General features: G+C 41.8%; 10 protein-coding genes, 4 tRNA genes and 1 rRNA gene. 5 read left to right on the top strand and 10 right to left on the bottom strand.

The window, feature by feature from the left end; translation table 11 throughout:
- Positions 1–77: 77 nt before the first annotated feature.
- The 7 genes from KPF51_RS05255 to wecA form a co-directional block, all read right to left on the bottom strand.
- Positions 78–153 (bottom strand) — tRNA-Glu (locus KPF51_RS05255).
- 93 nt (positions 154–246) lie between these two features.
- Positions 247–1,787, bottom strand: a 16S ribosomal RNA gene (locus KPF51_RS05260).
- 172 nt (positions 1,788–1,959) lie between these two features.
- Positions 1,960–2,036 (bottom strand) — tRNA-Pro (locus KPF51_RS05265).
- Between the two features lie 14 nt (positions 2,037–2,050).
- Positions 2,051–2,126 (bottom strand) — tRNA-His (locus KPF51_RS05270).
- A 35-nt stretch (positions 2,127–2,161) separates the two neighbouring features.
- A tRNA-Arg gene (locus tag KPF51_RS05275) sits at positions 2,162–2,238 on the bottom strand.
- Between the two features lie 137 nt (positions 2,239–2,375).
- On the bottom strand, positions 2,376–3,209 hold the full coding sequence (locus KPF51_RS05280; protein WP_005726193.1) for an LPS O-antigen chain length determinant protein WzzB: 834 nt from the start codon (positions 3,207–3,209) through the stop codon (positions 2,376–2,378).
- A 5-nt stretch (positions 3,210–3,214) separates the two neighbouring features.
- A complete protein-coding gene (wecA, locus tag KPF51_RS05285; protein WP_005751351.1) occupies positions 3,215–4,288 on the bottom strand; it encodes a UDP-N-acetylglucosamine--undecaprenyl-phosphate N-acetylglucosaminephosphotransferase in 1,074 nt (357 codons plus the stop codon).
- Positions 4,289–4,420: 132 nt separating this feature from the next.
- Between wecA and hemL the strand changes: the two genes are divergently transcribed.
- Positions 4,421–5,704, top strand: coding sequence for a glutamate-1-semialdehyde 2,1-aminomutase (hemL, locus tag KPF51_RS05290; RefSeq protein ID WP_061405976.1), 1,284 nt, complete (start codon positions 4,421–4,423; stop codon positions 5,702–5,704).
- 9 nt (positions 5,705–5,713) lie between these two features.
- Positions 5,714–6,574, top strand: a complete 861-nt coding sequence (locus KPF51_RS05295; RefSeq protein WP_005726183.1) for a DMT family transporter — start codon at positions 5,714–5,716, stop codon at positions 6,572–6,574.
- A gap of 95 nt (positions 6,575–6,669) precedes the next feature.
- Here the strand turns inward: KPF51_RS05295 and glnD are convergent, their stop codons facing one another.
- Both glnD and map read right to left on the bottom strand, forming a co-directional pair.
- Positions 6,670–9,264, bottom strand: coding sequence for a bifunctional uridylyltransferase/uridylyl-removing protein GlnD (gene glnD, locus KPF51_RS05300; RefSeq protein ID WP_005726181.1), 2,595 nt, complete (start codon positions 9,262–9,264; stop codon positions 6,670–6,672).
- A gap of 60 nt (positions 9,265–9,324) precedes the next feature.
- Positions 9,325–10,128 carry a type I methionyl aminopeptidase gene (gene map, locus KPF51_RS05305; protein ID WP_005726179.1) on the bottom strand — a complete coding sequence of 268 codons (804 nt, stop codon included), beginning with the start codon at positions 10,126–10,128 and terminating at the stop codon, positions 9,325–9,327.
- Positions 10,129–10,266: 138 nt separating this feature from the next.
- Here map and erpA point away from each other — a divergent pair, with 138 nt between their 5' ends.
- The 3 genes from erpA to mrcB are packed head-to-tail and all read left to right on the top strand — an operon-like array spanning position 10,267 to position 13,322.
- Positions 10,267–10,608 carry an iron-sulfur cluster insertion protein ErpA gene (gene erpA, locus KPF51_RS05310; RefSeq protein ID WP_005721778.1) on the top strand — a complete coding sequence of 114 codons (342 nt, stop codon included), beginning with the start codon at positions 10,267–10,269 and terminating at the stop codon, positions 10,606–10,608.
- A 1-nt stretch (position 10,609) separates the two neighbouring features.
- Positions 10,610–10,966 carry a YacL family protein gene (locus KPF51_RS05315; protein ID WP_010906656.1) on the top strand — a complete coding sequence of 119 codons (357 nt, stop codon included), beginning with the start codon at positions 10,610–10,612 and terminating at the stop codon, positions 10,964–10,966.
- Between the two features lie 28 nt (positions 10,967–10,994).
- On the top strand, positions 10,995–13,322 hold the full coding sequence (gene mrcB, locus KPF51_RS05320; RefSeq protein ID WP_061405975.1) for a penicillin-binding protein 1B: 2,328 nt from the start codon (positions 10,995–10,997) through the stop codon (positions 13,320–13,322).
- Positions 13,323–13,396: 74 nt separating this feature from the next.
- Here the strand turns inward: mrcB and KPF51_RS05325 are convergent, their stop codons facing one another.
- Complete coding sequence (locus tag KPF51_RS05325; protein WP_005726175.1) at positions 13,397–14,287, bottom strand: Dyp-type peroxidase; 891 nt, start codon at positions 14,285–14,287, stop codon at positions 13,397–13,399.
- Positions 14,288–14,350: the final 63 nt, after the last annotated feature.

The following is a 14,350-nucleotide window of genomic DNA, read 5'->3' on the forward strand; positions in this document are numbered from 1 at the left end:
TTCGAAAATCTCTTCAGTTTTTCAGCTTGTTTCCAATTTTTTAAAGAACAGTAAAGACAACAAAAGTCATCTTTAAATGGCGTCCCCACGGGGATTCGAACCCCGGTTACCGCCGTGAAAGGGCGATGTCCTAGGCCTCTAGACGATGGGGACAACATGTAAAGATGCTCTCCACTTTGCCATATGTTTTATTCATACAATCTACCAAACAATCTGTGTGAACACTTGCAGTCGCTTCATTTTAGGTAAGGAGGTGATCCAACCGCAGGTTCCCCTACGGTTACCTTGTTACGACTTCACCCCAGTCATGAATCATACCGTGGTAAACGCCCCCCCGAAGGTTAAGCTATCTACTTCTGGTACAACCCACTCCCATGGTGTGACGGGCGGTGTGTACAAGGCCCGGGAACGTATTCACCGCAACATTCTGATTTGCGATTACTAGCGATTCCGACTTCATGGAGTCGAGTTGCAGACTCCAATCCGGACTTAGATGCACTTTCTGAGATTCGCTCAAGCTCGCACTCTCGCTGCCCTCTGTATGCACCATTGTAGCACGTGTGTAGCCCTACTCGTAAGGGCCATGATGACTTGACGTCATCCCCACCTTCCTCCAGTTTGTCACTGGCAGTCTCCTTTGAGTTCCCGACCGAATCGCTGCAACAAAGGATAAGGGTTGCGCTCGTTGCGGGACTTAACCCAACATTTCACAACACGAGCTGACGACAGCCATGCAGCACCTGTCTCTAAGTTCCCGAAGGCACAAGCTCATCTCTGAGCTCTTCTTAGGATGTCAAGAGTAGGTAAGGTTCTTCGCGTTGCATCGAATTAAACCACATGCTCCACCGCTTGTGCGGGCCCCCGTCAATTCATTTGAGTTTTAACCTTGCGGCCGTACTCCCCAGGCGGTCGATTTATCACGTTAGCTTCGGGCACCAAGCATATAGCCCAATCCCCAAATCGACAGCGTTTACAGCGTGGACTACCAGGGTATCTAATCCTGTTTGCTCCCCACGCTTTCGCACATGAGCGTCAGTACATTCCCAAGGGGCTGCCTTCGCCTTCGGTATTCCTCCACATCTCTACGCATTTCACCGCTACACGTGGAATTCTACCCCTCCCTAAAGTACTCTAGACTCCCAGTCTGAAATGCAGTTCCCAAGTTAAGCTCGGGGATTTCACATCTCACTTAAAAGTCCGCCTGCGTGCCCTTTACGCCCAGTTATTCCGATTAACGCTCGCACCCTCCGTATTACCGCGGCTGCTGGCACGGAGTTAGCCGGTGCTTCTTCTGTAATTAACGTCAATGATGCTATCTATTTAACAACATCCCTTCCTCATTACCGAAAGAACTTTACAACCCGAAGGCCTTCTTCATTCACGCGGCATGGCTGCGTCAGGGTTCCCCCCATTGCGCAATATTCCCCACTGCTGCCTCCCGTAGGAGTCTGGACCGTGTCTCAGTTCCAGTGTGGCTGGTCATCCTCTCAGACCAGCTAGAGATCGCAGGCTTGGTAGGCCTTTACCCCACCAACTACCTAATCCCACTTGGGCTCATCTTATGGCAGGTGGCCCTAAGGTCCCACCCTTTCCTCCTCAGAGAATACGCGGTATTAGCTGCAGTTTCCCACAGTTATCCCCCTCCATAAGCCAGATTCCCAAGCATTACTCACCCGTCCGCCACTCGTCAGCAAAGAAAGCAAGCTTTCTTCCTGCTACCGTTCGACTTGCATGTGTTAAGCCTGCCGCCAGCGTTCAATCTGAGCCATGATCAAACTCTTCAATTCAAAGTTCAATCGCTCAATAAACTGCTTAGCTAAAAGTTTACATTTACTTCAAAAGTATCATGAATTTTCAGTATTAAGCACCTATTAAGACTTCAATTTTAAAATTTTTTAAATGAAATCAATCAACAAGTGCCCACACAGATTGTCTGTTAGATTGTTAAAGAACAAAAAATGGTCGGCGAGATAGGATTTGAACCTACGACCCACTGGTCCCAAACCAGTTGCGCTACCAAGCTGCGCTACTCGCCGACTGTAAAAAAATTTGGGGTGGCTAATGGGACTTGAACCCACGACAACCGGAATCACAATCCGGGGCTCTACCAACTGAGCTATAGCCACCATTGATTTATTCAGTTTACATCACATTGACTCTCTGGCGCGCTCGACAGGATTTGAACCTGCGACCTTTGGCTCCGGAGGCCAACGCTCTATCCAACTGAGCTACGAGCGCTCATCGCGTCGTTGCGGGGCGTATATTAATGACTTCACATAAACTTGTCTAGTACTTTTTTGAAAAAAAAAGTTATTAGATAGTTTTTTGTTCAAATTGGACATAAAGTAGTAAATATACGCCTGTTTTTTATTGATTTAAAGGGTATTAATTAATTTTTTACGGGAATTAAATAGCGATAACATGAAAAAAGACAAGATAAAGCCAATCAATGCCCCCACGCTAGCCCAACATTTGCGATTAGGCGAACGTTGCATAATCGGCTGTGTTGGTTTTTTTAAATAACGATATGCACTGAATTGTTCATCTAAAGGTGAAACCGAGCGCATCATTTGTAGTTTCCCGTTCCAATCTTCTAATACCAATGCTGATTGAGCATTCTTACCTAAGTTAAATTCTGTCGCTTTCTTTACTTGTTCGAATAAAACTTTCCATTGGCTAATTAGATTGCTATAAACAATTTTACGTGTTTCAACGTTAACCTGATCAATAAAAGAAGAAAGTAGTTCTGTGGCTAATTTCGGATTCTCGAGTGTTAGACTCACACTATCCGCTACATCAAGCGTTTGTGCTGATTTAAATTTAATAGCTTTGGTTAACTTTTCTAATAATGCAAGATCAATGTGATCTTCCCCTGTTTGCTTTTGTTTATAATACTCTGTATTTTCCCAAAAACGGCGAATCATTTCTTCTGACATCAGTTGTTTCAAAAATTCTTGATAAACTATTTCTGTCTCTTGGTGTTGATTCTCTTTATTTTTGATAAATTGGTAAGTCGAAGATAATGCATAATAATTACCAAGTAACGCGATATCTGGCGCGCTCACATGAGCTTCTGCAAGCCAAGTTTTACTTTTTAAGTAACTGCCACCATAAGCCACTATCACGCCAAGCAACGTAGTCCCCAATATTATACTGATTGAGCTTAGAAAAGTGCGGTGTGTTTTTTGTGTATTTTCTACTTGCGTCATGCTGTTTAACCCTTATTATGAATACGTTTTGCGCGTCTTCTCATTCGTCTAATCCAACGTGTAATACGCCACGCACGTGTAATTGAATAAGAATACATAAAAAATAATAGAATAAATCCGGCAAACATCAGCCATTCATTAATATAAAAAATCTCTCCTAAAATACCAATCGTGGCACAAATTGCCGCTGCGAAAGTAATTAATAAGAAAGCTTGACGAGATGTTAAACCGGCACGCATCATTAAATGATGTACATGTAAACGGTCTGGACGGAATGGGCTTTTGCCTTTACGTAAACGGCGATACATAATCGCAATCATATCAATAAGTGGGATCGCGATTATCCATAATGCTGTCACAGGATTCATTGGATGCCCTTTACCTTGCGTACTGAGCAGTAAAATCCAAATAATCGTAAAGCCAATTAAAGTACTGCCCGCATCGCCCATAAATACTTTAAATTTCTGCCCAAAAGGAATGCCTAAATTCATCATAAAATAAGGCAGAATGGCAATAATTAAAGCAAAGCTCCAATAAGCCAAGTCAAGCTGATTATCCTTAATTAATAAAATGCCAATAGACACAAAAGCCACACTCGATAATCCACCTAGTAAACCATCAATCCCATCAATCATATTAAAGGCATTAATTGCAGCTATAGTGGCTAGTACCGTAATAATTAAGCCAATGGATCCAAGTGTCAGCTGAAATGGACCGAGAATTTGCCCCAAATGATCTAAATAAAGATTACCGAGATCAATCATTAATATAGCTAATATTGCTTGAATACCGGCACGCAAAAAAGGGCTGATGTCAAAACGGTCATCAATCATACCGATCACAAGCAACACAAAAATACTAAATAAATAAAGTGTTGGTAAGCGCATTTGTTCCCACTCTAATAAATAGAAACAGAGATTCCCAACAAACAACGACACACCACCAATTAGAGGAATCGCACCCTGATGGCGCTTACGAAAATTCGGTTTATCCACTAAACCTATTTTTTGGGCAATCGGGCGCATAAATAATAATGTCAGAAATGCCCCCAAAAATGTCACAATTAAACTCAATAGCATTGGAATTTCCCTTTGAATTTGAATGCTCGAAGAATACCACAAAGCATTTTTTGTTCCATAAATATTTTTATCTATTTCCGCTTTTTTACAGTAGAATGGTGCTCATTTCTATCACAAAATTAGGATACGATTATGACAACCTCTTTATCTCTTTTTCAACGTGCACAACATCGAATTCCCGGCGGTGTAAACTCACCAGTACGTGCCTTTAAGGGAGTAGGTGGCACGCCGATTTTTATCGAAAAAGCCCAAGGTGCTTATCTTTATGATACTGAAGGCAATCAATATATTGATTATGTGGGATCTTGGGGACCGATGATTTTAGGGCATAACCACCCTACCATCTTAGATGCGGTCATCAGCACCGCTCAAAATGGGTTAAGTTTTGGCGCACCAACTGCGTTAGAAATTGAATTAGCAGAATTAGTTTGTTCATTAGTCCCCTCAATAGACATGGTACGTATGGTCAGTTCTGGGACAGAAGCGACTATGTCGGCTATTCGCTTAGCTCGTGGATACACTAAACGAGATAAAATCATTAAATTTGAAGGCTGTTACCATGGTCATGCTGATTCTTTGCTAGTAAAAGCTGGCTCGGGCGCGCTAACTTTAGGGCAACCAAGCTCACCCGGTGTACCTGCAGATTTTGCCAAACATACGTTAACCTGTACATATAATGACCTAGATTCAGTCAAGCACGCTTTTGAACAATATCCTAATGAGATTGCGTGTCTGATTGTCGAGCCTGTGGCCGGTAACATGAACTGTATTCCACCTCAAGAGGGCTTTTTACAAGGCTTACGTGCACTCTGTGATCAATATGGTGCCGTCTTTATTATTGATGAAGTGATGACCGGTTTCCGTGTCGCATTAGGTGGTGCACAAACTTATTATGGCGTCACGCCGGACTTAACTTGTTTAGGCAAAGTGATTGGCGGCGGGATGCCTGTTGGTGCATTTGGCGGTAAAAAAGCCATTATGCAACACATTGCTCCACTAGGTCCGGTTTATCAAGCGGGAACATTATCAGGCAACCCGATTGCCATGGCAGCCGGTCTTGCTTGCCTTACGGAGTTGAAAAAAGCGGGAAATGCACAATGTTTAGCCCAACAAACCGAGAAATTAGCACTTGGCTTAAAAGCCTTAGCAGACAAACATCATGTCCCGTTTGTAGTGAATTATGTTGGTGGGATGTTTGGCATTTTCTTTACTGAACAAAAAACTGTTTCTTCTTATCAAGCGGTGATGGCTTGTGATACAGAAAAATTCAACCGTTTTTTCCATGCTATGTTAGCACAAGGTATTTATCTTGCCCCTTCGGCGTTTGAAGCAGGCTTTATGTCACTCGCCCATTCTGATCAAGATATTGAGCGCACTTTGCAAGCTGCCGATCAAGTTTTCTCTCAGTTAGCTTAAAGGCAGTGTATGGCGATAATTAAGGATAATTACAGCTTAGCATTGCTTAAGGTACACGGCACCGCAGTGTTATTTGGTGCCTCTGGTGTTTTTGGCGCATTAGCCACCACAGGTGCAGAAATGATTGTCTTAGGGCGTGTCTTAATTGCCTTTGCTGCGCTTTCACTTTTTTTCTTACTCCGTCGGCAAAAACTGATCCCCATGCAAGGGCGTGAAATCGCCAGCCAGTGTCTTTCTGGGGTGTTATTAGGTGTACATTGGGTGAGTTTTTACCAAGGGATAAAAATAGGTGGTGTGGCGATTGGTACTTTAGGCTTTGCCAGTTTCCCCGCCTTCGTTGCTTTGTTTGAAATGCTGTTCTTTAAAGAGCGGTTAAAAACAAAAGAATATTTTTTGCTGATCGCGATTTCGCTTGGGCTGATTTTGATTACCCCTGCCTTTGAGTTTGGTCATCAAGCTACACAAGGATTACTGTGGGGCATTTTTTCCGCCCTCAGTTATGGCATATTAGCGGTCATCAATCGCAAAAACGTCAGCACAATATCAGGTTCACAATCCAGTTGGTGTCAATATTTAGTGGTCGCCATTATGCTGTTGCCCTTTTCTGCACACCAGTTACCTGATGTGTCTTGGCAAGATTGGTTTTGGATCGCTTGTATTGGCTTACTTTGCACAACCTTGGCTTATACCCTATTTGTTTCTAGCTTAGATACGATCAATGCGCGCACTGCTGCGATGATCATTTCTCTTGAACCGGTATATGCCATTGCGATCGCGTGGATTTGGCTAGACGAAGAACCGAGTCTGCGTATGTTACTCGGTGGAGCATTAATTATTGTCTCCGTCGCGATTGTCAATTTGAAAAAATAGATAACCTTAAAAAAACAGACCGCACTTTTACATGGGATTTATACATCACTTGATAAACACCTCCCTCAACGTGCGGTCATTTTGGAAAACGTTTTCTATTTTGGTTCGAGTACTTCATGTAAACGCTGCGTTAAGCATTGTCGCTGTTCAGCCGTTAAGGCGCGATCTTCACTGTTTGTCAGAATAAAGAAATCCTCTGCCTTTTCGCCGATAGTCGTAATTTTGGCATTCAACAAATTCAGTTTTAACTCACTAAACACCTGACTCACTTTGGCAAGTAAACCAGTCTGATCTAAAGCAAACAATTCCATTTCCGTTTGATCAGTTCGCTGTTCTTTTAAAAAGCGCACCTCTGTTTTGACATGGAAATGTTGTAATTTAGGGTTGTGAGTCGCACGAAATGTTGGCAATTTGCTCGTATTCAGTGCCTGCATTAAGGCTTTTTCTAAGCTACGACGACGATCAAATTTCACTAACTTGCCATCTAATTCAGTAATAATAAAACTATCAAATACATAACCATCATGACTGGTGATGATTTGTGCATCATGAATACTGAACTTCTTCGCGCCAATCGTCGTCACCACTTTATGAAACAAGTTGGGTTGATCTTGGCAATACACAAAAATCTCGGTTCCCCCTTCTGAAAAACGATTACTGATTTTAACCAATAATTCTGTTTGGTTATCTGCCAGTAATTCTGTATGCCAAGCAATTTGTTTCGGGGTATTACGTAAAAAGTACTCTTCAGGACAGCGCTGCCAAATTTCTTCAATTTGTACCGCACTTAACAGGCTATTTTGCGTTAATAATGTCAAGGCTTGCTGACGATGATTTTCAATTTTCTCCACATGATCCAAGAGGCAATCCATACCTTGTGCAAATTGTTGCGTGGTAAATTGATAGAGGGTAGCAATTAATGTACGTTTCCAACTGTTCCATAACGTTTCATTTGTTGCACAAATATCCGCTACCGTTAAACAGGTTAAATAATCTAAACGCACGTTATTTTGTACGGCTTCCGCAAAATGTAATACTACTTCGGGATCATGAATATCGCGCCGTTGCGCAGTAACCGACATGAGCAGATGCTGCTCAACCAACCAAGTCAGTGTGTGAATTTCGCGTTGATCAAAACCATGTTGCTGCGCAAACTGAGCAACATCAACAGCCCCTAATTCGGCATGATCACCGCCACGTCCTTTCGCAATATCATGGAATAAGGCTGCAATATAGAGCAATGTGCGGTCGGTTAAGCGCGAAAAAATCTGACTACAAATCGGATGGGGGACCACACTTTCTGCCTCAAGAAAATATTCTAGTTTCAACAAGGTTCGCACAATATGTTCATCTACGGTATAACAATGAAATAAATCAAATTGCATTAAGCCTTCAATATGGTGCCATTGGGGTAAATAGGCTTTTAATACACCGTATTTATGCATAGGAACCAGTGCTCTCGCGATTGCACCTGGTTGATTGAATAAACGTAAGAAGCGCTCTCTTGCTGCCGGCAATTCAGACAAATAACCGCTGCGCTGTTCAAGGGCAAGATGTAACTGACGTAACGTAGAAGAATGAATATCAAGCTGATGATCTTGCGTTAAATGAAAAAATAAGCTTAGGATTTGTTCGGGTTGTTCTACAAACAAATTTGCTTGGCGTAAACAAATGGCATTATTTACACACTGGAACTCCTTATCTAATAATCTGACTTGTACGGGTTCATTGGTTTGTAAAAAGTGCTCGCGATAATGTTTGACTAGCAAATCACTGAGTAAGGAGATCGTTTGTAGCGCTTGGAAAAATGATTTCATCATTTTTTCCACACCTTGATTACCCGGTCCGACAAATTCAAGTAACTCAGCGACACGAATTTGACGTTCAAATAACAAGCGGTTGTCATAACGTTTTAAAATTAAATGCAATGCAAAGCGCACTTTAAACAAAAATTGCTGACTTTCCAGTAACTGCGCATATTCTTGAGGATATATAAAGCCCGAATTCAAAATATCCGTTAGATTTTTCGCCCCAGTATGACGTAAGGCGATCCAATATAACAAGTGAAGATCACGTAATCCGCCCGGACTGTGTTTAATATCAGGCTCTAAGTTATAGCTGGTATTATGATAACGTTGATAACGTTCAACTCGCTCTTGATATTTGGCTTGGAAAAATGCCTCACGTGGCCAAAAATCGGCTTTTTGCAATACGTTGTCCAACTGCTGAAATTGTGAGAAATTCCCTTCTAAATAACGCGCTTCTAATAAGTTCGTTGCAACCGTAATATTGTCACGTCCAGCTTGTTCACACTCTGATAAGGTCCGCACCGCATGCCCAACATCAAAACCACAATCCCATAAAAATTGCACGAATTGACGAATTTTTTGTTCAGTTTGCGCCTCTACCTGCTCGCTTGTTAAGATCAAGAAATCCAAATCGGACAAAGGAAACATTTCTTCACGACCATATCCCCCCACCGCGATCAAGGTGAGTGTGTTATCTTTGACTAAGCCAAATCGTAGCCAAAGATCCCGCAAGAGATGATCACAAAATTGCGTACGGTTAGTAATCAGATCATAGATTTCATAGTGTGCAAATTGCGTTAACTCGAATTGCTTTAAATTTTCTTTCTGAGTTCGTACTGCACTGACATCAAGCTCACTTAAGGGAAAATAAGGAAAAAGCATTATGCCCTCTCAATATCAATAAAAAAATGGCTGAAAAAATTCAGCCATATTTAATTTGTATTAGACATTCACCATGATTCGTTGAATGCGTCCTGCGGCGACCTCTTCTTCTCGAATAGTCATCACTTCACAACCCGTTTCCGTGACGACTAATTGATGTTCATATTGCGCAGAATGGCTACGATCTTTGGTTTTAACAGTCCAGCCATCTCCCATTAAACGCACTTCTTTTTTCCCCGCATTAATCATCGGTTCAATCGTAAACACCATACCCGGTTGTAAAATGACACCACCATCGTCTGCGTAGTAATGTAGCACTTGTGGCTCACAGTGGAATTCTGAGCCGATGCCATGTCCACAATATTCACGTACTACGCTAAACCCTTGATTTTCGGTGTATGTTTGTATTGTTCGACCAATCTCATTTAAACGGATCCCCGGTTTTACTGTACGTAATCCGACATAGAGAGCTTCTTGTGCTGCTTCGCATAATTTTTGGCTACGCACATTGGTTTCACCTACAATATACATCTTCGAATTATCGCCAAAATAACCGTCTTTAATCACTGTCACATCAATATTGACAATATCGCCATGCTTTAATATTTTGTCGTCACTGGGAATGCCGTGACAAACGACTTCATTAACAGAAATACAGGTCGCTTTTGGAAAGCCATGATAACCTAAACAAGCTGAAATAGTTTTTTGTTCGTTCACCATATACTCATGGCAAATACGATCCAACTCACCTGTACTCACGCCCGCTTTAACATAAGGTTCAATCATCACTAAGACATCTGAGGCTAACTTACATGCCTCACGTAACTTCACAATTTCGTCTTCCGTTCTTAATGGAATTGCCATAAAAAAATTTCTCCAGAAAATGCATTCGTTCGCGAATTATAACATTATCCAACATAAAAATCCTTGATAAATTCTTGAACGAATTAGTCGGTTATTAGATAATACGTCAATTCAGTTGAAATTATAGCGAGATAAATTATGACAGAGATTTCCGTGCCACTGATCTTTACTGATGCGGCTGCCAACAAAGTAAAAGCCTTAATCAGTGAAGAGGAAAACCCGAATTTGAAATTACGCGTCTATATTACCGGCGGTGGGTGTAGTGGTTTCCAATATGGTTTTACTTTCGATGAAAAAGTAAACGACGGTGATTTAACTATTGAGAAATCTGGCGTGCACTTAGTGATCGATCCCATGAGTTTACAATATTTAATTGGGGGAACCGTGGACTATACTGAGGGCTTAGAAGGTTCTCGTTTCGTTGTGAATAATCCAAACGCCTCAACTACCTGTGGTTGTGGTTCATCTTTCAGTATTTAATATGGATTTCCAATTCACATCTCATTTAGGTTCGATAATGGCGAAATGTTCTATGGGACATGAAGCCATTGCAAACTGGTTTAATAGCGAAGTGCGGTCAGATTCTGCCAAAATTCAAACAGTACTTCAGCAACTCCAAACAGGCAAAACACAACAAGACATCACACTCATTGGGACAGAATACAGTGTATTTATCAATCAGGAAGAAGTCATGGTTCGCGCTAATAATCTAATGCTTGAACATGACCAACCGCTTGAAGATGATTTCCACTATTACGATGAAGAAAGTATTGCCTTTTGTGGCACAGATGACTTTATCCATTTCTTACAATCTGCACTAGCTTTCATCCAATCCTAATGAAATTACGCGAGTTTGAGTAGGTCATATGCCAAAATCCAACAAAACCAATGTAAGCCGAAAAAAATCTTCTTGGCTCCTCTTATGTGCCAAAGTGAGTTTTACATTAATCTGTATGTTGGCGTTTTATGGATTGTATTTAGATTGGCAAATACGCTCTAAAATGGATGGGCAGATCTGGCGACTCCCCGCAGAAGTCTATAGCCGTATTGAACGTATCAGTCTTGAAGAACAACTGAGCTTTGAACAAGTCAAACAACGTTTATTAGACAATGATTATCGTCAAACCACCCTAGTAGCAGCCCCTGGCGATTTTAAAGTAGAAGGTGACACCCTCGTTTTGCTACGACGCGCGTTTCCCTTTCCTGTGCAACCAGAAGCACAACGTGTCTTTCGCCTACGTTTTAAACACAATCAATTGGCAGTAATTGAAGATTTAATCAACCAACGTACCATTCCTGAGTTTCGTTTAGCGCCAAAATTAATCGCTATGCTACAGTCAGAGAAAGAAGAGCGTTTAGCGATCCCACTCCATAACTATCCACGTTTATTAATCGATGCATTATTACTTACCGAAGATCGTCGCTTTTACCAACATGAAGGGATCAGTTTACTCGGCATTGCACGTGCGATGATCACCAATATTCAAGCAGGTCATACTGTACAAGGTGGCAGTACCTTAACGCAACAATTAGTCAAAAACCTGTTTTTAAGCAACAAACGAACCCTAAGCCGTAAAGTCAATGAAGCCTTGATGGCCGTGATTTTAGATTGGCGTTACGATAAAAATCGTATTTTAGAAACCTATTTAAATGAAATTTATTTAGGGCAAAATGGCGATACTCAAATTCATGGCTTTGAACTGGCTAGCCACTTTTATTTTGGGCGCTCAACCAACGAAATTAGTTTGGATCAAATCGCCTTATTAGTTGGCATGGTCAAAGGTCCTTCTCTTTATAATCCTTGGCGGAATCCGAACACCGCATTAGAGCGCCGTAATGTGGTACTGCGTTTACTCCTCGATCATCAAGTCATTGGGCATGAACTGTATCAAATGTTAGTCCAGCGTCCATTAGGCGTACAAGAACGTGGTCAAATTACGCGCAAGTACCCTGCCTTCATTCAGACCTTACAAGCTGAATTACGTGAGCAATTAGGCGAAAACAAAGCCACGAATTTATTAGGAGCACGGATTTTTTCAACCTTAGATCCTAAACAACAAACCCATGCAGAAAATGCAGTAGTCAGTGCGACATCTACCTTACAAGCGAAACACAAAAACCCCCATTTACAATCTGCGATGGTAATTGCTGATTATCGTTTAGGCGAAGTGCGGGCCATTGTTGGTGGTTTACAAACACAATATGCGGGCTTTAATCGTGCCTTAAGCGCCAAACGCCAAATTGGCTCTTTAGTAAAACCCGCCATTTATTTGACCGCACTTTCAGTACCTGACAAGTTCCGTCTTAATACAGCGATTCAAAATCAACCGATTACCATTCAAATTAAAGGCAGCCCACCGTGGCAACCGCGTAACTATGATCGCAAATACAGCGGTTCCGTGATGTTAATGGATGCCTTAGCTCGTTCCTTAAACATCCCAACAGTAAATATTGGGATGCAAGTGGGATTAGAGAAAGTGATTGAAACACAAAAGAAAATGGGTTGGGATAAAGTACAAATCCCCAAGGTACCCGCCACCTTATTGGGCGCTTATGCGATTTCCCCTTACGAAGTCACGCATTTATATCAAGTGATCGCCAATCAAGGACAAAAAATCCCGTTGGCGACCATTGACAGCATCACAGACCAACAAGGAAATCTCTTATATCAACGCCGCTTAGAACCTGAGCAAGTGGTACCGGCTGAAGCCAGTTATCAAACACTGTATGCCATGCAACAAACCGTAACGCGAGGCACTGCGCGCAGTTTGCAAAACCAATTTAGTCACTTACATCTTGCCGGAAAAACAGGCACTACCAATGATGCACGTGATACCTGGTTTGTGGGCATTGATGGTGAAAACATCGTGACGGTTTGGTTAGGGCGTGATGATAATGGCGAAACCAAACTAACCGGCGCTTCTGGTGCCTTGCAAATTTATCAAAATTATTTACAGCGTCATCCAGCAACTGTACTTCACTTACCTTCTCTTAACAGTATTCAATGGGTGGGGATTAATGATTATGGTAGTTGGGATTGTTCAAGCGCACGTCAAATTCCCGTTTGGATAAATCATGCTCAGTCTTTTTGCCAAGCACCTGAAATCAGCAAACAAGAAAGCGTATGGGATGTGTTATCGCCGGGTGCTCCATCAAACCAACCGGCACCAGTAGAAGATGCTATTGCTAACTGAGCAAACAGCATAAACAAAAAGTGCGGTCAATTTTTTTGCTTTTTTGACCGCACTTTTCTAAGTGAATATGAAGATTAGAGAGTTTTTAATTTCTCTAATGACGGCGCAAAATAATAGCTCCCAGTTACTGCCTTAGTAAAGCCTAGTAAACGATCGGTTTTACCGTCTTTTTCACCAAACATATTGAGTAACTGTTGCTCAATGTTATACAGGGTTGCACAGTAAGCAACAAAGAATAAACCGTGTTTCTCACTGGCTTTACCATAAGGTAAACTATGACGTAAAATTTTTAATCCCACGCCATTTTCTTTTAGATCAGTTCGCCCTACATGTGAGGTATCCACTTTATTTTCTAACTCAATACTGTCCGGCTTAGTCCGCCCAATTACCATTTCCTGCTTCGCAGTAGTAAGCTTTTCCCATTTGGTTAAATTATGCTCATAGCGTTGTGTAAAGACATAACTTCCATCCGTATCGTCACCTTGTGCAATGAGTGCGACCTCTGCGCGTTTTGTTGCTTGTGGATTTTCTGTACCATCAATAAAACCAGTAAAATCACGTTCTTCTACCCAGCGAAAACCATGAATTTCTTGCTCAACCTGAATCGCTTTACCAAAGCAGTTCATCGCGGCTAAGGCGACAGAAAAATTCACATCAGGACGTAAAGATTGAATATGAATCAACAGATCCCATTGGGTGGCAGGTGCGGAAGCATCACCTTTACCTAATGTCACAAAAGGTTTGAGCTCTTTTGCGCTGTTCTCTCCTGCTAATTGTTTCCACACCTTATCGCCAAAGGCAACAACCGCGCCGAGTCTAGCATCAGGATAGGTTTGTTGTAATTGTGCTAATTTGTCACAGAATTGACGACTTGCTTCAGGAATCACCGTCAGATCCGTGATGTTTGCTTCTAAATAAATTGCAGCTTTGCAATGCTCTAATAATACGCCACTTTGCGCTGTCATTTTGTTCTCTCTCTTATTAATCAAAAAGCAGTACAGATTATAAGTCTTTCTGATCTTTTCACC

The sequence above is a fragment of the Pasteurella sp. XG20 genome, from assembly GCF_018968665.1.
Lineage (GTDB): Bacteria > Pseudomonadota > Gammaproteobacteria > Enterobacterales > Pasteurellaceae > Pasteurella > Pasteurella multocida.

Bases quoted from the DNA above. Each gene is read 5' to 3' on its own strand.
- KPF51_RS05280 (WP_005726193.1), bottom strand. From the start codon at position 3,209: ATGACGCAAGTAGAAAATACACAAAAAACACACCGCACTTTTCTAAGC.
- wecA (WP_005751351.1), bottom strand. From the start codon at position 4,288: ATGCTATTGAGTTTAATTGTGACATTTTTGGGGGCATTTCTGACATTA.
- hemL (WP_061405976.1), top strand. From the start codon at position 4,421: ATGACAACCTCTTTATCTCTTTTTCAACGTGCACAACATCGAATTCCC.
- KPF51_RS05295 (WP_005726183.1), top strand. From the start codon at position 5,714: ATGGCGATAATTAAGGATAATTACAGCTTAGCATTGCTTAAGGTACAC.
- glnD (WP_005726181.1), bottom strand. From the start codon at position 9,264: ATGCTTTTTCCTTATTTTCCCTTAAGTGAGCTTGATGTCAGTGCAGTA.
- map (WP_005726179.1), bottom strand. From the start codon at position 10,128: ATGGCAATTCCATTAAGAACGGAAGACGAAATTGTGAAGTTACGTGAG.
- erpA (WP_005721778.1), top strand. From the start codon at position 10,267: ATGACAGAGATTTCCGTGCCACTGATCTTTACTGATGCGGCTGCCAAC.
- KPF51_RS05315 (WP_010906656.1), top strand. From the start codon at position 10,610: ATGGATTTCCAATTCACATCTCATTTAGGTTCGATAATGGCGAAATGT.
- mrcB (WP_061405975.1), top strand. From the start codon at position 10,995: ATGCCAAAATCCAACAAAACCAATGTAAGCCGAAAAAAATCTTCTTGG.
- KPF51_RS05325 (WP_005726175.1), bottom strand. From the start codon at position 14,287: ATGACAGCGCAAAGTGGCGTATTATTAGAGCATTGCAAAGCTGCAATT.